General features: G+C 74.0%; 19 protein-coding genes. 13 read left to right on the top strand and 6 right to left on the bottom strand.

Annotation, left to right across the window (positions count from 1 at the left end):
• Positions 1-46: 46 nt before the first annotated feature.
• Together ACWCSU_RS43510 and ACWCSU_RS43505 are read right to left on the bottom strand one after the other, a co-directional pair.
• A complete protein-coding gene (locus ACWCSU_RS43510) occupies positions 47-808 on the bottom strand; it encodes a hypothetical protein (RefSeq protein ID WP_449942397.1) in 762 nt (253 codons plus the stop codon).
• A 249-nt stretch (positions 809-1057) separates the two neighbouring features.
• Positions 1058-1555, bottom strand: a complete 498-nt coding sequence (locus ACWCSU_RS43505) for a MarR family winged helix-turn-helix transcriptional regulator (protein WP_449942396.1) — start codon at positions 1553-1555, stop codon at positions 1058-1060.
• A 77-nt stretch (positions 1556-1632) separates the two neighbouring features.
• Here ACWCSU_RS43505 and ACWCSU_RS43500 point away from each other — a divergent pair, with 77 nt between their 5' ends.
• Entirely contained in the window at positions 1633-2541 is a 909-nt protein-coding gene (locus ACWCSU_RS43500) for an EamA family transporter (RefSeq protein ID WP_357705491.1), read from the top strand.
• Positions 2542-2578: 37 nt separating this feature from the next.
• A complete protein-coding gene (locus tag ACWCSU_RS43495; protein ID WP_449942395.1) occupies positions 2579-3442 on the top strand; it encodes an SMP-30/gluconolactonase/LRE family protein in 864 nt (287 codons plus the stop codon).
• Positions 3443-3465: 23 nt separating this feature from the next.
• On the opposite strand, the gene ACWCSU_RS43490 is transcribed toward ACWCSU_RS43495, so the two are convergent.
• Positions 3466-3954, bottom strand: a complete 489-nt coding sequence (locus ACWCSU_RS43490) for a DinB family protein (protein WP_449942394.1) — start codon at positions 3952-3954, stop codon at positions 3466-3468.
• Positions 3955-4021: 67 nt separating this feature from the next.
• Between ACWCSU_RS43490 and ACWCSU_RS43485 the strand changes: the two genes are divergently transcribed.
• The 8 genes from ACWCSU_RS43485 (at position 4022) to egtE (ending at position 11060) form a co-directional block, all read left to right on the top strand.
• Positions 4022-4420 carry a VOC family protein gene (locus ACWCSU_RS43485; RefSeq protein ID WP_449942393.1) on the top strand — a complete coding sequence of 133 codons (399 nt, stop codon included), beginning with the start codon at positions 4022-4024 and terminating at the stop codon, positions 4418-4420.
• Positions 4421-4649: 229 nt separating this feature from the next.
• A complete protein-coding gene (locus tag ACWCSU_RS43480; protein WP_357705487.1) occupies positions 4650-5243 on the top strand; it encodes an RNA polymerase sigma factor in 594 nt (197 codons plus the stop codon).
• A gap of 40 nt (positions 5244-5283) precedes the next feature.
• The gene (locus ACWCSU_RS43475; protein WP_357705486.1) at positions 5284-5529 is read left to right on the top strand and encodes an anti-sigma factor family protein; all 246 of its coding nucleotides are present in this window, start codon (positions 5284-5286) and stop codon (positions 5527-5529) included.
• Between the two features lie 90 nt (positions 5530-5619).
• Complete coding sequence (gene egtA / locus ACWCSU_RS43470; protein WP_449942392.1) at positions 5620-6885, top strand: ergothioneine biosynthesis glutamate--cysteine ligase EgtA; 1266 nt, start codon at positions 5620-5622, stop codon at positions 6883-6885.
• On the top strand, positions 6882-8177 hold the full coding sequence (egtB, locus tag ACWCSU_RS43465) for an ergothioneine biosynthesis protein EgtB (protein WP_357705484.1): 1296 nt from the start codon (positions 6882-6884) through the stop codon (positions 8175-8177). The genes egtA and egtB overlap by 4 nt, the downstream gene beginning before the upstream one ends.
• On the top strand, positions 8178-8888 hold the full coding sequence (gene egtC / locus ACWCSU_RS43460; RefSeq protein ID WP_357705483.1) for an ergothioneine biosynthesis protein EgtC: 711 nt from the start codon (positions 8178-8180) through the stop codon (positions 8886-8888). It begins immediately after the preceding gene.
• A gap of 19 nt (positions 8889-8907) precedes the next feature.
• Positions 8908-9888, top strand: a complete 981-nt coding sequence (gene egtD, locus ACWCSU_RS43455; RefSeq protein WP_449942391.1) for an L-histidine N(alpha)-methyltransferase — start codon at positions 8908-8910, stop codon at positions 9886-9888.
• A complete protein-coding gene (gene egtE / locus ACWCSU_RS43450; protein ID WP_449942390.1) occupies positions 9888-11060 on the top strand; it encodes an ergothioneine biosynthesis PLP-dependent enzyme EgtE in 1173 nt (390 codons plus the stop codon). The genes egtD and egtE overlap by 1 nt, the downstream gene beginning before the upstream one ends.
• Here the strand turns inward: egtE and ACWCSU_RS43445 are convergent.
• The 3 genes from ACWCSU_RS43445 to ACWCSU_RS43435 are packed head-to-tail and all read right to left on the bottom strand — an operon-like array spanning position 11057 to position 13899.
• On the bottom strand, positions 11057-12313 hold the full coding sequence (locus ACWCSU_RS43445; protein ID WP_449942389.1) for a cytochrome P450: 1257 nt from the start codon (positions 12311-12313) through the stop codon (positions 11057-11059). The two genes, egtE and ACWCSU_RS43445, sit on opposite strands and share 4 nt — an antisense overlap.
• A gap of 16 nt (positions 12314-12329) precedes the next feature.
• On the bottom strand, positions 12330-13706 hold the full coding sequence (locus ACWCSU_RS43440) for an NAD(P)/FAD-dependent oxidoreductase (RefSeq protein WP_449942388.1): 1377 nt from the start codon (positions 13704-13706) through the stop codon (positions 12330-12332).
• The gene (locus ACWCSU_RS43435) at positions 13699-13899 is read right to left on the bottom strand and encodes a ferredoxin (protein ID WP_357705478.1); all 201 of its coding nucleotides are present in this window, start codon (positions 13897-13899) and stop codon (positions 13699-13701) included. Before ACWCSU_RS43435 ends, ACWCSU_RS43440 begins: the two co-directional genes overlap by 8 nt.
• A gap of 131 nt (positions 13900-14030) precedes the next feature.
• Between ACWCSU_RS43435 and ACWCSU_RS43430 the strand changes: the two genes are divergently transcribed.
• The 3 genes from ACWCSU_RS43430 to ACWCSU_RS43420 are packed head-to-tail and all read left to right on the top strand — an operon-like array spanning position 14031 to position 16482.
• Entirely contained in the window at positions 14031-14603 is a 573-nt protein-coding gene (locus ACWCSU_RS43430; RefSeq protein ID WP_449942448.1) for a TetR/AcrR family transcriptional regulator, read from the top strand.
• Positions 14600-15979, top strand: coding sequence for a DHA2 family efflux MFS transporter permease subunit (locus ACWCSU_RS43425; protein WP_449942387.1), 1380 nt, complete (start codon positions 14600-14602; stop codon positions 15977-15979). Before ACWCSU_RS43430 ends, ACWCSU_RS43425 begins: the two co-directional genes overlap by 4 nt.
• The gene (locus ACWCSU_RS43420) at positions 15976-16482 is read left to right on the top strand and encodes an FBP domain-containing protein (protein WP_357705476.1); all 507 of its coding nucleotides are present in this window, start codon (positions 15976-15978) and stop codon (positions 16480-16482) included. Before ACWCSU_RS43425 ends, ACWCSU_RS43420 begins: the two co-directional genes overlap by 4 nt.
• Positions 16483-16507 lie beyond the last annotated feature (25 nt).

Raw genomic sequence — 16507 nt, 5'->3', positions numbered from 1 at the left:
GTCCCGGCGGGCTCGGCGGGCCGGTGGCCGGGCCGGGGGCGGTGGGTCAGCGTCTGCGTGGCCTGGTCCGTACGTTCGTCGGAACCTTGCGCGGCAACGACGGTCTCGTCAGGGGCTCCGTCGACGGCCCGTCCCAGTCCGGCCTCTTCACCTCTCCGCCGCCCTCGGCGGGATCGGCGCCGTCGAGGGACAGGATGCGGCCCTTGAAGGTGGGGTGCTTGGACTCCCAGTACCGCCAGCCCTCCACCCTGGCGGGCACGTTGGCTATCCCCGAGCCGACCTCGACGTGCCGGCAGTTGCCGAGCATCGACCAGGCCGACCAGCCGATGCGGTAGCCGAAAACGCGGTACCACATATTGCCGTACATCCCTTTGCTGATGGTCCGGCTGTATTCATGGCCAGTGAAAACCATATGCCGCTCTTCGAGGTGCGGCAGGCCCATCTTGCGTAGATTGCTTACTAGATCTCCGGTCGTGATCGAGGTTTGCCGCTCGTTCTCCGTCTCCCGGAACGCCCTCACTTCGTATTCCCGGGTCACCGTCACCGTGATGGTCCCGCCGGGGCCGTCAATGTAGCGGGTGCGGGGGATGAAGAAATTTCTCGGCGAGAGGGAGTGGATTTTGAAGAAGGTGTGCTCGTCGCAGGGCCCGCCGTCGTCCGCGTGTGCCGCCGGAGGGACCAGGGCGAGGACGAGGGCCGTCGAGAGCGAACCCCGCGCGGCCGCTCGCGTCGTGGTGCGCCCAAGACGACGTGCTGTCGATCGGAAGGGGTTGATGACGGCTTTTGTTCGCCTATCGGGTGAGAACATGTACCGTTCCTTTCGGAATGTAGCCCAAAGTCGCCACCCGAACCCGTAGACCGGAATGCGGCCTTTCCGTGCGGCGAGCAGGGCATTTAGACCGGTACGATGTTTACACTTGCCCCGAATCGCTCATCGACGCCACACCGGAAACGCATTCCCGGTGACCGGCAAGATTCAGTCGCAGAAGTGCCATGATCAGAAGCGACGGCGTCCGTCACATCGATCAGGCGCCGGCGGGCCACCGCGCGGCCCGTGTCAGGGGGTGCTGTCACCGAGGGATTCGAGCAGGTCGCGCAGGGTGGTGGCCAGTTGTTCGCGCCGCCGTCCGGTGATCGCCGCCAGCAGCCGCTGCTCGGTCGCCAGGTGGTCGGGCAGCGCGCGGTCGATCAGCGCGAGCCCTTCGGCGGTGAGCGTCACGTGCACGCCGCGCCCGTCGGAGTCGCTGGGCGTACGCCGCACCAGCCCGCGCGACTCCAGCCGGTCGAGCCGCTGGGTGACGGCCCCCGAGGTAACCATGGAGGCGCGCATCAGGGCGGCGGGGGTCAGGCGGTGGGGCGGGTCGCTGCGCCGCAGCGTGGCCAGCACGTCGAACGAGGCCCGGTCGAGACCGTGCCCGGCGAACGTGCGGCTCAGCTCGGCGTCGATCAGCCGGGACAGCCGCGACAGCCGTCCGATCACCGCCATGGGGGAGACGTCCAGGTCAGGGCGTTGCGCGTGCCACTGCCTGAGGATGGAGTCAACCTGGTCAGCCACGTCCGCAGCCTACAAGTGTCTTAGCGGTGAGGAAAATCACCTGGCTGGAACGTCCGGAGTTGGGTTAATTTGTCTTAGTGCTAAGTAATCGAACGGGAACCGTTCTGCTGACCGCCCTCACCCCCGCCATCTGGGGGACCACCTACCTGATCACGACAGAACTGCTGCCGCCCGGCCGCCCCTTGCTGGCCGCGTTGATCCGGGCCCTGCCGGCCGGGCTGATCCTGATCGCGATCACCCGCCGGCTGCCCGAGGGGAACTGGTGGTGGCGTGCCCTGGTGCTCGGGGCGCTCAACATCGGATTGTTCTTCGCCTTGTTGTTCGTGGGCGCGTACCGGCTGCCCGGTGGGGTGGCCGCGACCGTCGGCGCCATCCAGCCGCTGCTGGTCGCGTTGTTGTCGGCGGGACTGCTGGGGGAGCGGGTGACCTGGCGCGTCGCGCTCGCCGCGGCGGCGGGCGTGGCCGGGGTGAGCCTGCTGGTGCTGCGCGCCGACGCCCGGCTCGACCTGCTGGGCGTGGCCGCCGCGCTGGGCGGCGCGGTGGTGATGGCGGTGGGGGTCGTGCTCAGCAAGCGCTGGAAGTCGCCCGCGCCGTTGCTGGCCACCACAGGCTGGCAGCTCACGGCCGGCGGCCTGCTGCTCGCCCCGGTCACGCTCCTCGTCGAGGGGCCGCCGCCCGCGCACCTGACCGGCGAGAACCTCGCCGGGTACGCCTACCTCGCGATCATCGGCTCGGCCCTGGCCTACACCCTGTGGTTCCGGGGCATCCGCGAGCTGTCGGCCACCAAGGTCACCTTCCTCGGCCTGCTCAGCCCCGTCGTCGCCACCGCGCTCGGCTGGCTGGTGCTCGGCCAGCGGCTCACGCTCGCGCAGGTGATCGGCGCGGTCGTCGTGCTCGCCGCCCTCGTCGTGGCGCAGCTCCAGCCCGTACGGCATCGCGCCGCGCCCGAGCCGCTGGCCCCCGTGCCCGCCGGCGACAAACGGTGATCGCGTACGCCGTTAGGATCGGGGCGAGGAGGCCGGTATGAGCATCAAGGCGTACCCCGTCACCGATCCGGTGGCCGAGCACGGCGAGGGGCCCGTGTGGTCCGGCCGCTGGGGCGGGCTGCGGTGGGTGGACATGCTCGCCGGCGACGTGCTCGCCCTCGACGACTCCGGCGGCGTGCGGCGGCGGCACGTGGGCGAGGTCGCCGCGGCCCTGCGCCCCCGCGTGTCCGGCGGCTACGTGGTCGCCGGCGAACGCGAGCTGCTGCTGGCCGACTCCGACGACCTCGACGCGCCGCTGCGCTCGCTCGGCCAGGCGTGGAGCGACCCCGGCGTGCGCATGAACGACGGCGGCTGCGACCCCCAGGGCCGCTTCTACATCGGCAGCATGCCCTACGACGAGACCCCCGGACGCGGCTCCCTCTACGTGGCCGGGCCGGACGGCGCGCTCAGCCCGGTGCTGACCGGCGTGACCGTCTCCAACGGCCTCGACTTCAGCCCCGACGAGAGCCTGGCCTACTACGCCGACACCGCCACCGGCCGGGTGGACGTCCTCGACCACGACCCGGCGGGCGGGCTCAGCGGGCGCCGGCCGTTCGTGACGATCGATCCCGCCCAGGGCGCGCCCGACGGGCTCACGGTCGACGCCGAGGGCGGCGTGTGGGTGGCGCTCTGGCAGGGGCACGCCGTGCACCGGTACACCCCGGACGGGCGGCTCGACGCCGTCGTCGGGCTGCCGGTCGGCAAGGTCACCGCGGTCACGTTCGGCGGCCCGAGCCTCGACCGGCTGTTCGTCACCACGTCGCGGCTCGGGGTCGACCCCCGGGAGCAGCCGGAGGCCGGGGCCCTGTTCGCGGCCGACCCCGGCGTGCGCGGCCGGCCGGTGCTGCCCGCCGCCCTGTGACGAGGGCGCCGGCCGCGTGACGGTCAGCGGGGATGGTCGCCGGTGGCGCCGTCGATCAGCTCCCGCAGGATGTCCATGTGGCCCGCGTGCCGCACGGTGTCCTCGATCATGTGGATGAGCACCCAGCGCAGCGTCACCGGCTCGCCCGCCCACGAGGTGCCGGGCGCGTCGAGGGGGAGGTCGGAGATCGCCTTGTCGGCGGCCGCGCGGGCCCGGCCGTAGAAGGCGGCGATCTGCTCGGTGGTCTCCCGCTCGCCGATCTCGAAGTCGTCCTCGGGGGCGAACCACAGCGGCTCGGCCTCGCGGCCGAACGTCGAGCAGAACCAGCCGTACTCGACGGCGGCCAGGTGTTTGACGATGCCGAGCAGCGACGTGCCGGACGGCGTCATCGGCCGCCTGACCTGCTCCTCGCCGAGCCCCTGGAGCTTCCACACGACGACGTCGCGGTGCCGGTCGAGGCTGGCGTGCAGGCTCTCCTTCTCGCCACCGGACGGAGGCACTCTTCTTCCCATGCCCGCGACCGTAACAGCGTGGTCCGACACGTTGCCGCCGCGGGCCGGGGGCCGCGATACTCCGTGCATGATCGGTCATATCGGCATCAACGTCCCCGACATGCGGGCGGCCAAGGAATACTACGACGCCCTCCTGCCCCTCCTCGGCTACAAGGAGTTCTTCGACAGCGAGGAGGAGATCGGCTACATGCCGGCGAACGACAAGCCGGGCACGTACCTGTTCCTCTACCCCTCGCAGGAGCCCGGCGGCTACTCGCGGCACCGCACCGGGCTGCAACATCTGGCGTTCATGGTGCCCAGCCGGTCAGCGGTGGCGGAGGCGCACGCCCGGGCCGTGGAGCTCGGCTCGGAGGTGCTGCACGAGCCCAAGGAGTTCCCGGAGTACCCGCCGCCCTACCACGCCGCGTTCTGGCTCGACCCGCACGGCGTCATGCTGGAGGCCGTCTGCCACCACGACCGCGACTGACCTGCGGCGATCCCGGTCCCGCGCGGCTGGACGGCCTCCGCCGGGGAAGGTTCCCTGTCGGTGCCGCCGTACGACGTGCGGGCGCGGACCGGTGTGCGATCTTCAGGTACGAGGGGGCGAGGGCTAGCCTGGAGCGTGAGTCCCGCACGTGCCCGGCGGCCGGCCGGGCGTGGACGACGCGCGGCCCGATGTCATGATGTCCCCGACGCTCGACCGGGAGGAAACGATCGTGGGGCCTTTCGCGGGCGGTGGGCTGCCCCCGGACGACGTCGTCGTGGCGGCGTTGCGCGCCGGGGACGAGTCGATGTTCGCCGCGCTCCTCGACACCTGGTCACGGGGGATGTTGCGGGCGGCCAGGTCCTACGTGTCCACCGACGACTCGGCCGAGGAGGTCGTGCAGGACACGTGGCTGGCGGTCATCGGCGCCATCGACGGGTTCGAGGGGCGCTCCTCGGTCAAGACGTGGGTCTACCGCATCCTGGTCAACACCGCCAAGAAGCGCGGCCTGCGGGAGAGCCGCACGCTGCCGTGGAGCGCGTTCGAGCCGCCGGCCGGGCCGGCCCAGAAGGAGCACGGCCCCACGCCGGAGGGCGCGGTGCTGGCCTCGGAGGCCCGCGGCCTCATCGGGGAGGCGCTGGCCGGGCTGCCGCCCCGGCAGCGGGTCGTGATCACGCTGCGTGACCTGGAGGGATGCACGTCCGAGGAGGTTTGCGAGATCCTGGAGATCTCGGCCGCCAACCAACGAGTGCTCCTGCACCGGGCAAGGGCCACGGTCCGGGACCGGCTCGAAGGCTACTACCAGTCCGTGAAGCGGTCAGAATAGGTTAAACGGTTCAACGTTCAGAGGTGAGGCGGTCAACGTCGTGAAGCGGTTCACGTGCGACGAGCTGGTGGAACTCATCACCGCCTATCTTGACGACGCTCTTGACCGGCCCGAACGTGAGGGGTTCGAGGCGCATGCGGCGTCCTGCGCCGACTGCGGGCGGCAGCTCGACCAGTTCCGCGAGACCATCCGGGCCCTCGGCCAGTTCCCGCCGGAGCGCAAGCTGTCCGACGGCACCCGCGACCGCCTGATGTCCGCCTTCAGGGCCCGCCGCCATCGAGGGTGACGCTCCCTCGCGAAGGGTGCGAAAGGGGCAAATTTAGGCGGATCATCAGATTTCGCGTAACGCTGGCGGGCCTCGCGGGTCTGTATCCACATGCGCCACGCGATGACCGGCCCGGTGGCCGGCGGGTCCGGCGCCTCGGAAGCGGCCGGCCGGCCGCTGCGGGGCGTGCCGGAGGTCGAGGAGTTCGCACGCAGGTGCTTCGCCCCCGCCCCGGGCGACCGGGTGGGGGCCGAGCTGGAGTTCCTGGTCTTCGACCGGGCGGACCCGGCGCGGCAGGTGCCGATGGGCCGGGTCGAGCGGGCCGTCCCGGCACTGGCCGGCGGGAGCCGGGTGACGTACGAGCCGGGCGGCCAGATCGAGCTGTCGGGCCCGGCCGGGCCGCTCGCCGAGGCCGTCGGGCGGCTGGCCGCCGACGTCGCCACCGTACGCGCGGCGCTCGGGCGGGAGGGGCTGGTGCTGGCCGGGGTGGGGCTCGACCCGCTGCGCCCGGCCCGGCGGCAGCTCCGCCAGCCGCGCTACGACGCCATGGCCGAGTTCCTGGGCCGCCCGTACGGGCCGCTGATGATGTGCTCGACCGCGTCCGTCCAGGTCAACGTGGACCTGGGGGAACGGCCGGCGGCCCGGTGGGAGCGCGCCCGGCTGCTCGCGCCCGTCCTGACCGCGGCCTTCGCCAACTCGCCGCTGAGCCACGGACGCCCCTGCGGCTGGATGTCGGGCCGCCAGGCCGTTTGGGAGAACCTGGACCCGACCCGCACCGCCCCCGTCGACGGCTCCGGCGACCCGGCGGCGGCCTGGGCGGCGTACCTGCTCGACGCCCGGCTCATGCTCGTCCGCGAGGACGAGCGCCGCTACCGCGCGGTCGGTGACGGCTCGACCTTCCGCGACTGGCTCGACGGTGCGGGCGAGCGCCCGCCCACCCCCGACGACCTGGCCTACCACGCCACCACGCTCTTCCCGCCGGTCCGGCCGCGCGGCTGGCTGGAGATCCGCTACCTCGACGCCCAGCACCCCGACGACTGGCCGGTGTGCGTCGCGGTCACCCACGCGCTGATCACCGACGACCGCGCCGCCGACGCCGCCCTGGCGGCCGCCGAGCCCGTCGCGGACCTGGCGGAGGTGGCCGCCAGGTGCGGCCTGACCGACCCGCGGCTCGCCCGCGCCGCCGAGGCCGCCTTCCGCGCCGCCGTCGAGGCGCTGCCCCGGCTCGGCGTGCCCCCCGGCCTGGCCGCCGAGGTGTCCGGCTTCGCCGCCCGGTACGTGAGCGCGGGCCGCTCCCCGGCGGCCGACCTGATGGACCTGATGACGGACCCGGTACGGCGGCTGCCGGCCTGGCTGAGCGGAGAAGGACGGGCATGAACGACATCAAGCAGCGCATCGCCGCCGAGCTGACCGCGGTACGCGACCGTTCGCTGACCTACACCGAGGCCGAGGACGACCTGCTGCTGCGCCAGCACTCCCCGCTGATGTCGCCGCTGGTGTGGGACCTCGCGCACGTCGGCAACTACGAGGAGCTGTGGGTGCTGCGCGAGGCCGCCGGGATCACGCCGCTGCGCCCCGAGATCGACGACATCTACGACGCCTTCAAACACCCCCGCAAGGACCGTCCCACCCTGCCGATCCTCGGCCCGGAGGAGGCCAGGAAGTACATCGGCGGCGTACGCGGCCGGGTGCTCGACGTCCTGGACGCGATCGACCTGGAGTCCGCCGCGCCGCTGCACCGCGACGGGTTCGTGTTCGGCCTGGTCATCCAGCACGAGCACCAGCACGACGAGACGATGCTGGCCACCTGGCAGCTGTCCGGGCAGCCCGGCCTGATCCGCGACGGCGACCTGCCGCCGGGCCGCGCCGCCGGCTCCGACGAGGTGCACGTCCCCGCCGGACCCTTCCAGATGGGCACCGGCACCCTGCCCTGGGCCTACGACAACGAACGCCCCGCCCACCAGGTCGACCTGCCCGCCTACTGGATCGACCGGCTGCCGGTCGGCAACGCCGCCTACGCCGCGTTCGTCGACTCCGGCGGCTACGACGACCCGCGCTGGTGGCACCCGGACGGCTGGCGCTGGCGGCAGCGGAGCGGAGTGGCCGCGCCGCTGTTCTGGACCCGCGACGGCGGCACCTGGTGGCGCACCCGATTCGGCCGCGCCGAGCCGGTCCCGATGGACGAGCCGGTCCAGCACGTGAGCTGGTACGAGGCCGACGCCTACGCCCGGTGGGCGGGCCGGCGGCTGCCGACCGAGGCCGAGTGGGAGAAGGCCTGCGGCTGGGACCCGGCGGCCGGACGGGCCCGCAAGTACCCGTGGGGCGACGAGGATCCCCGTCCGGACCTGGCCAACCTCGGTCACCGCGCGGCCCGGCCGGCCCCGCTGGGCGCCTATCCGGCCGGGGCGAGCGCGTACGGGGCCGAGCAGATGGTCGGCGACGTGTGGGAGTGGACGGGGTCGTGGTTCCAGCCCTATCCCGGATTCCGCAGCTTCCCGTACAAGGAGTACAGCGAGGTCTTCTTCGGGCAGGAGTACCGGGTGCTGCGCGGCGGCTCGTGGGCGGCCGACCCGGCGGCGGTGCGGACGACGTTCCGGAACTGGGACTACCCGATCAGGCGGCAGATCTTCACCGGTTTCCGCTGCGCCCGTGACGCCGAGCGGGCCTAGATGTGCCGGCACGCCGCCTGGCTGGGCGCCCCGCGCGCGCTGACCACGCTGATCCACGAGCCGGAGCACGGCCTGCTCGCCCAGTCGTACGCGCCCCGGCGGCAGCGCCACGGCACGGTCAACGCCGACGGCTACGGCATGGCCTGGTACGACCCGGCCAGGACCGAGCCCGTGCGCTACCGCCGCGCGATCCCCATCTGGGCCGACGCCAACCTGCCCGCGCTCGCCGAGATCGCCCGCTCCCACTGCCTGCTGGCGGCCGTGCGGTGCGCCACGACCGGCATGCCGGTCGAGGAGAGCGCCACCGCGCCGTTCGCCGGGGGCGGCTGGCTGCTCAGCCACAACGGCCGGGTCGAGCGCGACGCGGTCATGGACCTGGCCGACGACCTGCCCGAGAGCCCCTGCGACTCGGCCTGGCTGGCCGCCGCCGTGTTCGCCCGCGGGAGCGCGGGGCTCGGCCTGGCCGCGGCGCTGGCCGACGTCGTCGTGCGCGCGGGGGAGAAGGACCCCGCCGCCCGCCTGAACCTGCTCGCCTGCGACGGCACCGCGCTCGCCGCGACCGTCTGGGGCGACACCCTCTTCTTCCATGCCGACCAGGACGGCGTGTACGTGGCCAGCGAGCCGCTGGACGACCGGCCGGGCTGGCAGGCGGTGCCCGATCGCAGCCTGTTGACCGCCACGCCGGGCGACGTACGCGTCCAGCCGTTGTGACCTTCTGAAGGAGGATCTCGTGCCCGTCACCCAGCCGACCGTCCGTGTGATCAACCATCTTGACCCCGGCTACCTGCGCCAGGCGCTCGAACACGACGTCAGGACCGGGCTGACGGCCACGCCGAAGTGGCTGCCGCCCAAGTGGTTCTACGACGAGGCGGGCAGCGACCTGTTCTCGCGCATCACCCGGTTGCCCGAGTACTACCCGACCCGCCGCGAACTGACGATCCTGCGCGCGCGGGCGGGCGAGATCGCCGCGGCGAGCGGCGCCGACACGCTGGTCGAGCTGGGGTCGGGCACGAGCGAGAAGACCGTGATCCTGCTGGACGCGCTCACCGCGGCGGGCACGCTGCGCGCCTACACGCCGGTGGACGTGGACGCCGTCACGCTGGAGGCGGCCGCGCGCCGGCTGGGCGGCCGTTACTCCGGGCTGGAGGTGCGGCCGGTGTGCGCCGACTTCGAGCGGCACCTGCGGCTGCTGCCGCGCTCGGGCAGGCGCATGGTGGCCTTCCTCGGCGGCACGATCGGCAACCTCGAACCGGCCGCCCGCCAGGTGTTCCTCAAGGAACTGCGCGCCACCCTGCGGTCCGGCGACACGTTCCTGCTCGGCGCCGACCTGGTCAAGGACACCGCGCGGCTGGTCGCCGCCTACGACGACGCCGCCGGGGTGACGGCCGCGTTCAACAGGAACGTCCTGCGCGTGGTGAACCGGGAGCTGGCGGCCGGGTTCGAGCCGGAGGCGTTCGAGCACGTCGCCCTGTACGACGAGCGCAACGAGTGGATCGAGATGCGGCTGCGGGCCACCCGGGACATGCGGGTGCCGGTCGGCGCGCTCGGGCTGACGGTGGACTTCACCGCGGGGGAGGAGATGCGGACCGAGATCAGCGCCAAGTTCCGGCTGGAGCCGCTGGGGGAGGAGCTGGCCGCGGCCGGGTTCACCGTCCTGCGCTCGTGGACCGACCCCGACGGCGACTTCGGGCTGCTGCTGGCCGGTACGTGATGGCCGAACACCGGCGGGCCGCTGCCGGCCGGTACGTGATCGCCGAACGCTGGCGGGCCGCGCGCTCGGCCGGGCCGCCCGGCCACCTCGACGCGGCCGGCTGCAACGTGCCCAGCGACCGCGTGCTGGCCGCGACGGTCGAGCACCTGGAACGGGAACGCGAGCGCGGCGGGTACGCCGCCGTGCCCGGCCTCACCGCGCCCAGGTCCGCGCTGGCCGCCCTGACCGGCGCGGCCGCCGCCGACGTCGCCTTCCTGGAGAGCGGCACGGCCGCGATGGCGGCGCTGCTCGGCGGCTGGCGCCTGCCGCCGGGCGCCCGGGTCGGCTTCACCCGCTCGGAGTACGGCAGCACGCTCATGCTGTTGCGCCGCCTGGCCGCCGAGCGCGGCTGGACCCTCGCCGAGCTGCCCGCCGACGACGACGCCCGCCTCGACCTCGACGCCCTGTCCGCCGCCCTGCGCCGCGGCCTGGACCTGGTCACCCTTCCGCACCTGCCCTCCCACCGGGGGACCGCGCAGCCGGTCAGGGAGATCGGCCGCCTGTGCCGGGAGGCCGGCGTGCCCCTCGTCCTGGACGTGTGCCAGTCGCTCGGCCACCTGGACGTCACCGGCGCGCGGGCCACCGCCTACGTCGGCACCTCCCGCAAGTGGCTGGCCGGGCCGCGCGGCGTCGGCTTCCTCATCGTGCCCGGCCTCACCGAGGAGATGGACGCGGCGGCCCCCACGCTCGGCGGTCACGTATGGCTGGACGACCCGCCGCGCACCGGGCCGCTGCCCGGGGCCGCGCGCTACGAGAGCGCCGAGTCGGCGGTCGCGGCGCGGGTCGGCCTCGGCGTCGCCGTCCTGGAGCACCACGACCTGGGGCCGGACGCGGTCCGCGGCCACCTCGCCGACCTGGGCGCGACGGCCCGGCACACGCTCGACGGCCGGGGCGGCTGGCGGGTGGTGGAGCCGTACGACGAGCCGACGGCCGTCGTCACCCTGCGCCCGCCCGACGGCGGCGACGCCGCCAGGACCGCGGCGGCGGCGGCCGGGGCGGGCCTGCTGGTGGGCGTCGCGCCGGTCGCCCGCGCCCCGCTCGACCTGCGCGAGCCGGTACTGCGCGTCTCCCCGCCCCCGGGCACCCGGCAGGAGACGTTGGACGCCCTGGCCCGCCTCCTTGAGGGGCACTAGAGCAGGCGGGCGAAGCCCACCGTCAGGTGCGCGGGGCCGCGCAGTGACGCGCTGTGCCGGTACGGCGGCGGGTCGGCGGCCAGTTCCGGCCCGACCAGCCGGGTCACCAGCGCCCCCAGCGCGGCCCGCGCCTCGATCCGGGCCAGCGGCGCCCCCACGCAGTAGTGGACGCCTCCGCCGAACCCCAGGTGCTGGTTGTCCCGGCGCGCCGGGTCGAAGCGGTCGGCGCCGGGGAAGCGGGCCTGGTCCCGGCTGCCCGAGGCCAGCAGCAGCGCCACGTCCGCGCCCTGGGGGATGGTGACCCCGGCGATCTCGATGTCGGCCAGCGTCGTGCGGGTGCGGAACTGCACCGGCGGGTCGTAGCGCAGCACCTCCTCGACGGCCGGCACGATCAGCGCGGGGTCGGCGCGCAGCCGCGCCAGCGCCTCCGGGTTGCGCAGGAACGTCAGCATGCCGTTGGTGATCAGGTTGACGGTCGTCTCGTGACCGGCGATGAGCAGCAGGGCCATCGTCGCGATGATCTCCTGAGGATCCATCCGCTCGGCCTCGCCGTCGGTGAGCAGCGCCGACAGCAGGTCGTCCGACGGGCGGGCGTGCCGCTCGCCGGCCAGGCCGACCAGGTACGCGCGCAGCTCCGGCGCGGCAGCCTCCGCCTGCCGCACCTCCTCCTCCGACAGCCCCTCGGGCGGGTCCAGCGTACGGGCCAGCGCCGAGGCCCAGCCATGGAAGCGCGGCTCGTCCTCCTTGGGCACGCCGAGCAGCTCGCAGATCACCGTGACCGGCAGCGGGTAGGCCAAATCGTCCACCACGTCCATGGAGTCGGAGCCGGCGCGGCGGTCGAGCAGTTCGGCCACCAGCGACACCACGTCCTCACCGAGCCGGTTGATCCGCTCGGGGGTGAAGTGCCGCATGACGATCCGCCGCAGCCGGTCGTGGTCGGGTGGGTCGAGGAAGATGAACGCCGGTTTCCGCGAGTCCTGCCCGTCCTGCCCGTCCTCGGCGTTCCGGGCGGCCATGAGCCTGCCGGAGGCGCCGAACGAGCCGGAGCCGCTCCTGCTCTTGCGCTCGTCGGAGCTGATCCGCGGGTCGTGCAGCAGCGAGACGATCTCGGCGTACGTGCTCACCGCGTACAGGTCGTCCCCCTGGCGGGCGACGGGCGTCTCGCGCAGCCGGGCGTACAGCGGGTACGGGTCCGGGCGGCTCGCCTCGTCCAGGACCTGCGCGAACAGGCTCTGCGTCACCTGGTGGGCCATGGTCGTCCTCCGGCTCTCATTCCAGCGGCGGCGCGGTCAGCGGCGAGCGGGGGTCGCGCTCGCGCGGCACCTCGCGCGCGGTCGGGCCGGGCCCGGTCACCGCGGCCGTCGGGCTGTGGGTGGACTGGCCGTCCACGGCGAGGCCGGCGGGCACCGGGAGCAGCGTGCGCGGCCCGTCGGCGGCCCGCAGGTCGGGCGGGAAGGGCGCGGCCGCCTCGATGAGGTCGGCGTAGGCGGGCAGCGCGCGTGGCGCGTCCACCGCGACCGCCGCCACGCACCGGCCCTGGCGGCCGAAACAGGCCACGAAGCGGCGCTCGGCCACCGAACCCTGCGTGACCACCACCTCGTCGGCGATCGTCGGCAGCCCGACGGACTTGATGCTGACGCCGAACTGGTAGGACCAGAACGCGGGCAGCCCCCGGTGCGGGCGCGGCCGGTCGGCGACCATGTTGTGCGCGGCCGTGGACGCCTGGCGCACCGCGTTGTCCCAGTGCTCCACGGCCAGCAGCAGGCCGTCGTAGTGCGGGTGCGGCCAGCGGGCCACGTCCCCGGCCACGAAGACGTCGGACGTGACGATCGCGTCGGCGTCGAAGGCCCGGCAGGCGGCGTCGCACACCACCCCGCGCGGGTCGGCCGCCAGGCCCGATCCGGCCAGCCACTCGGTGTTGCGGACGGCCCCGAGCGCCACCACCGCGACCTCGACCGGCAGCACGTCGCCGTCGGACAGGTGGGCGGCGCGCAGCCGGCCGTCCGCGTCGCCCTCCAGGGCCATGACCGTGGTGTTCACCCGCAGGTCCACGCCGTGCTCGCGGTGCAGCCGGGCGGCCACGCTCCCGGCCGCCGCGCCCAGGGCGCCGGCCAGCGGGGCCGGGCCGCGTTCCGCGACCGTCACGGCCAGGCCCATCTCGCGGCAGACGGAGGCGATCTCCGAGCCGGTGAACCCGCCGCCGATGACCAGCACCCGGCTCGGCCCGGCGGCGAGCGCGGCCTGAAGGCTCGCCGCGTCGTCGCGTCCGCGCAGCGTGAAGACGCCGTCCAGGGCCGCCTCGGCGGGGTCCGGCCAGGGCCGCGCCCGGGTGCCGGTGGCGATCAGCACCCGGTCGAAGCCGATCTCCCGCCCGCCGGACAGGCGTACCTGGCGGGTGCGCAGGTCCAGGCCGGTGGCGGGCTCGCCGAGCAGCCAGCGCGCCCGCAGGTCCTCGGCCATGACGAGCGCGGTGTGCGCGGGCGAGGCCCGTCCGGCCAGCACCTGCTTGGACAGCGGCGGCCGGTCGTAGGGCTCGTACGGCTCGTCGCCGATCAGGGTGAGCTCCCCGGTGAAGCCCTTGGCGCGCAGCGTCTCGGCGGCCCGCAGCCCGGCCAGCGAGGCGCCGACGATCACCGCGCTACGCACGGTCGTCCGGCGAGTAGCTGATCGCCTGCACCGGGCAGGCCGCGGCGGCCTCCCGTACCTGCTCGCGCATCGCGTCGGCGGGGGCGTAGTCGTACTCGAGTGACTCGGCGCCGTGGAAGCGGAAGACCGCCGGCGCCGCGAACACGCACTGCCCGTAGCTCAGGCAGCGGTTCAGATCGACGAGCACTCTCATGTCCGCCACGTTACGAACGGCTGCTCCAGCCACGTTCCAACCTGATCCCAAGTTTTCCTGATTTGCGAAACCTAGGATCCCTAGGGTAAAACCTAGGAAGGTTAGGTTTGCTGCTGCGGAGGTGGAACATGATGGCTCGGGCGGGTCTGACGGCGGACCGCGTGACGGAGGCGGCCGGGGAACTGGCCGACGAGGCCGGGTTCGACAACCTGACGCTCTCGGCGCTGGCGCGCCGCTTCGGCGTCGCGGACGCGAGCCTCTACTCCCACGTCAGGAACCTCCAGGACCTGCGCGTACGCGTGGCGCTGCGGGCCGCCCGCATCCAGGCCGACGCCCTGACCGCGGCGGTCGCCGGCAAGGCGGGCAAGGACGCGCTGGCCGCCTTCGCCGCCGCCTACCGCGACTTCGCCCTGGCCCACCCGGGCCTGTACGAGGCCACCCAGCTCCGGCTCGACCCCGAGATCGTCGCCGCGTGCGCCGACGTGCAGCGCATCTTCACCACCACCAACGCCGTCGTGGCCGCGTACGGGCTGCCCGAACCGGCCCACACCGACGCCATCCGGCTGCTCCGCAGCACCTTCCACGGCTTCACCAACCTGGAGGCCCGCGGCGGCTTCCAGGCCTCCCGCGACGTCCGGCAGTCGTGGGACGCGATCATCGACGCGCTCGACAGCGCCCTCAGGCATTGGCAGGTGTCCCCATGACCGGCACAGGCGCGCACGCGCACACCGCAGGGCCTCCGCCCGGCCTCGACCGGCGGCTGGTGACGGTCGCCGGGGTGCTCACCCTCGGCGCGTTCACCGCGCTGCTCGACGGCACCGTCGTCGGAGTCGCCACGCACACCCTGGCCCGCACGTTCTCCGCCGACCTGGCGGCCACCCAATGGGTGACCACCGCCTACCTGCTCGCCCTGGCCGCGGTCATCCCGGCGACCGGGTGGGCCGCCCGGCGGTTCGGCGCGGGAACGGCCTGGACCGTCTCGCTCGGCGTGTTCCTGGCCGGCTCGATCCTGTGCGGGTCGGCCTGGTCGCTCGGCAGCCTCGTCGCCTTCCGCGTCGTGCAGGGGGCGGGGGCGGGCATGTTGTTCCCGCTCAGCCGGATCATCGTCGTCGAGCTGGCCGGGCGCGACCGGCTCGGGCGGATGATGGCGCTGATGGCCGTACCCGCCGTGTTCGCGCCCGTCCTCGGGCCGGTCGTCGGCGGCGTGCTGCTGGAGGCGTTGTCGTGGCGGTGGGTGTTCCTGGTCAACGTCCCGTTCGTGGCGGCCGGCGTCGTCCTCTCCGCCCTGTACGTCCGCACCGCCCGGCCTGACGGCCCGGCCGAACGCCTCGACCTGGCCGGCCTGCTCGGCGTGAGCGGCGGCCTGACCCTGCTGCTCCACGGGCTGAGCGGGGCCGGTGAGCCCGTCGCCGCGCTGACCGCGGCGGCCGGCGCGCTGCTGCTGGCCGGCTGCCTGTGGCGGGCCGCCCGCACCTCCGGGCCGCGGATCATCGAGCCCGGCCTGTTCCGCGACCGGGCCTTCGCCGCCTCCGCCGCGCTGGCCTTCCTGGCGAACTTCTCCCTGTTCGCCGCCGTGTTCCTGGTGCCGCTGTTCTTCCAGACGGCCGAAGGCTCCGGGGCGCTCGGCGCCGGGCTGGTCCTCGCGCCGCAGGGGCTCGGCATGCTCGTCGCGGTGCTCGCCGCCGGCCGGCTCATCGACCTCAACGGCAACCCGCGCCGGATCGTCGTCACGGGCCTGGTCCTGCTGGCGGCCGGGACGCTGCCGTTCGCGCTGGCCGACCCGGGCACGGGCACGGCGCTGCTGCCGGTGGCGCTGTTCGTGCGCGGGGTGGGGGCGGCTCTCGCCGTCTCACCCACCATGATCACCCTCTACCACTCGCTGCCGCCGGCCAAGGTGCCCGCCGCGACCACCGCCAACGCCATCGGCCAGCAGGTCGGCGCGGCGGCCGGCACCGCCTGTGTGGCCGTGCTGCTCCAGCACGGCGGCTACCGGCCCGCCTTCTGGGTCGCGCTGGCCGCCGTCGCGCTCTGCCTCCTGCCCGCCCTGTTCCTCCCGTCCTCGAAAGCAGGCACGTCATGAACCCCGTCACCGAGAACGAGATCCGCTCGTCCTTCGTCAACTGCTCCAAGGGCGAGGCCCGCAGGCTCGCCGTCCCCCGGGGGCTGTCCGAGCTGCCCTGGCCCGACCTCGACTTCCTGGGCTGGCGCGATCCGGGGGCGCCCGAGCGCGCGTACCTGGTGGCTGAGCGCGGCGGCGCGGCGGTCGGCGTCGCGCTGCGGCTCGGCCAGGAGGTGCGCAGGAGCTTCACCAAGAGCACGCTGTGCTCGATCTGCGTGACCCCGCACGCCGGGACCGGGGTCGCGCTGTTCACCGCGCCCCGGGTCGGCGCGGCGGGACGGCAGGGCAACACGGTGGGCGCGTACATGTGCTCCGACCTGGCCTGCTCCCTGTACGTGCGGGAGCTGAAGCAGACCGAGCTGGGCGTCCGGTTCGAGTCGCTGACCGTGCCCGAACGCGTCGCCCGCGCCGCGGTCAACCTGGACGCCTTCCTCGACAAGGTGCTCGACGGCGCCCTCGCCTGAAGGGGGAGCTGGAGGGGCGGCGTCC

Source organism: Nonomuraea sp. NPDC001699, from assembly GCF_053596455.1.
Note: the sequence above shows the minus strand (reverse complement) of the source record. Positions and strands in the feature narration are given on the sequence as shown.

What these genes read in the sequence shown, in the direction of transcription:
- egtE (WP_449942390.1), top strand. Translation starts at nt 9,888, where the DNA reads ATGGCCGAACACCGGCGGGCCGCTGCCGGCCGGTACGTGATCGCCGAA.
- ACWCSU_RS43445 (WP_449942389.1), bottom strand. Translation starts at nt 12,313, where the DNA reads ATGGCCCACCAGGTGACGCAGAGCCTGTTCGCGCAGGTCCTGGACGAG.
- ACWCSU_RS43495 (WP_449942395.1), top strand. Translation starts at nt 2,579, where the DNA reads ATGAGCATCAAGGCGTACCCCGTCACCGATCCGGTGGCCGAGCACGGC.
- ACWCSU_RS43430 (WP_449942448.1), top strand. Translation starts at nt 14,031, where the DNA reads ATGGCTCGGGCGGGTCTGACGGCGGACCGCGTGACGGAGGCGGCCGGG.
- egtB (WP_357705484.1), top strand. Translation starts at nt 6,882, where the DNA reads ATGAACGACATCAAGCAGCGCATCGCCGCCGAGCTGACCGCGGTACGC.
- egtC (WP_357705483.1), top strand. Translation starts at nt 8,178, where the DNA reads ATGTGCCGGCACGCCGCCTGGCTGGGCGCCCCGCGCGCGCTGACCACG.
- ACWCSU_RS43420 (WP_357705476.1), top strand. Translation starts at nt 15,976, where the DNA reads ATGAACCCCGTCACCGAGAACGAGATCCGCTCGTCCTTCGTCAACTGC.
- ACWCSU_RS43425 (WP_449942387.1), top strand. Translation starts at nt 14,600, where the DNA reads ATGACCGGCACAGGCGCGCACGCGCACACCGCAGGGCCTCCGCCCGGC.
- egtA (WP_449942392.1), top strand. Translation starts at nt 5,620, where the DNA reads ATGCGCCACGCGATGACCGGCCCGGTGGCCGGCGGGTCCGGCGCCTCG.
- ACWCSU_RS43485 (WP_449942393.1), top strand. Translation starts at nt 4,022, where the DNA reads ATGATCGGTCATATCGGCATCAACGTCCCCGACATGCGGGCGGCCAAG.
- ACWCSU_RS43490 (WP_449942394.1), bottom strand. Translation starts at nt 3,954, where the DNA reads ATGGGAAGAAGAGTGCCTCCGTCCGGTGGCGAGAAGGAGAGCCTGCAC.
- ACWCSU_RS43435 (WP_357705478.1), bottom strand. Translation starts at nt 13,899, where the DNA reads ATGAGAGTGCTCGTCGATCTGAACCGCTGCCTGAGCTACGGGCAGTGC.
- ACWCSU_RS43510 (WP_449942397.1), bottom strand. Translation starts at nt 808, where the DNA reads ATGTTCTCACCCGATAGGCGAACAAAAGCCGTCATCAACCCCTTCCGA.